1 protein-coding gene is annotated in these 1,473 nt (G+C 44.5%); it reads left to right on the top strand.

Translation table 11 applies throughout. The annotated features are described in order from the left end of the window. Positions 1-1,166, top strand: a 1,166-nt coding sequence (locus tag BZG79_RS15530) for a M4 family metallopeptidase (protein ID WP_199878060.1), incomplete at its 5' end; no start/stop codon positions are given. Positions 1,167-1,473: the final 307 nt, after the last annotated feature.

Here is a 1,473-nt window from a genome sequence, read left to right as displayed (position 1 = left end):
ATGATGGCCTGCCTATCGATAAAGTCGGCAGTACTTGTACACTTGAAAACGACAAAGTTAAAACGGTCGATTTAGACAATGGTACCTCCGGTAGCACTGCCTTTTCCTACCCTTGCACGGACACCGGTAATTACAACGATAAAAAATATGTTAATGGTGCCTATTCGCCGCTCAATGACGCGCACTACTTTGGAAATGTTGTCTTTGACATGTACAAGGACTGGATGAATACCGCGCCACTTAGCTTCCAACTCACCATGCGAGTGCACTATGGCAACAATTACGAAAATGCATTCTGGAATGGTCGTTCAATGACGTTTGGCGATGGCCAAAACACTTTTTACCCCTTGGTCGATATCAACGTCAGTGCTCACGAGGTTAGTCACGGCTTTACGGAGCAAAACTCGGGGCTAATTTACGCTGACATGTCAGGCGGGATAAATGAAGCTTTCTCTGATATCGCTGGCGAAGCCGCTGAATTTTATATGCATGGTGATGTCGATTGGCTGGTTGGTGCCGATATCTTTAAAGGCTCCGGTGGGCTCCGTTACTTTGAGCAGCCTTCTCGCGATGGCAACTCGATTGATGACGCCGGCCAATATCGTGATGGCATGAATGTTCACCACTCAAGCGGTGTATACAACCGTGCCTTTTATCTACTAGCCAACAAAACGAATTGGGATGTTCGTAAAGGCTTCGAAATATTTACTACGGCTAACCAACTATATTGGACCGCAAATAGTACATTTGATCAGGGTGCATGTGGCGTAGCAAAAGCCGCCAAAGACCTGGCTTATAACGAGCAAGATGTCATTGACGCCTTTAACGCGGTAGGTGTTAGCGCAAGTTGTGACGATAACACTAACAATGTACTTCTACCAAACCAGCCTATTACAGGCTTAGCCGGTGGCAGTGGAAGCGAGACTTTTTTTACATTTACCGTGGATAGTAGCCGCAGTGTCAACGTCAGCATGAGTGGTGGATCTGGTGATGCAGACCTTTATGTCAAGGAAGGAAGCAAACCGACCACCAGCAATTGGGATTGCCGCCCCTACAACAACGGCAATAATGAAAACTGCACACTAAATGCGCAGCAAAACGTGACATACCACGTCATGCTACGTGGCTATCAAAACTATTCAAACGTCAGTTTAGTCCGCGATTAACCGCTATCATGCCGCTGTAATCACAGCGGCATTTTTGTCTAGTCGACATAGGGTATTTACTGAAAAGATAGACAATTTAAGGTCTATCCTTTTTCTCTTTGATGATTTAGCTATCAATGTAAACGCTGAGCGTGCATATAAATTTATAGCTTTCATCTCGTTATAGACATTAATCACACGATTATCACAGGTAAAAAAAGATCACGACGCTCATATTTTTTATCTCGTCTACGCTTATAAGAAGATAAAAAAATTGGAGGCACCATGCTCAAACACCTGTTCACACTCGCTTTCTCAGCATTACTAC

This window comes from Salinivibrio sp. MA427 (assembly GCF_001996115.1).
In the GTDB taxonomy this organism is placed as follows: domain Bacteria; phylum Pseudomonadota; class Gammaproteobacteria; order Enterobacterales; family Vibrionaceae; genus Salinivibrio; species Salinivibrio costicola.
Note: the sequence above shows the minus strand (reverse complement) of the source record. Positions and strands in the feature narration are given on the sequence as shown.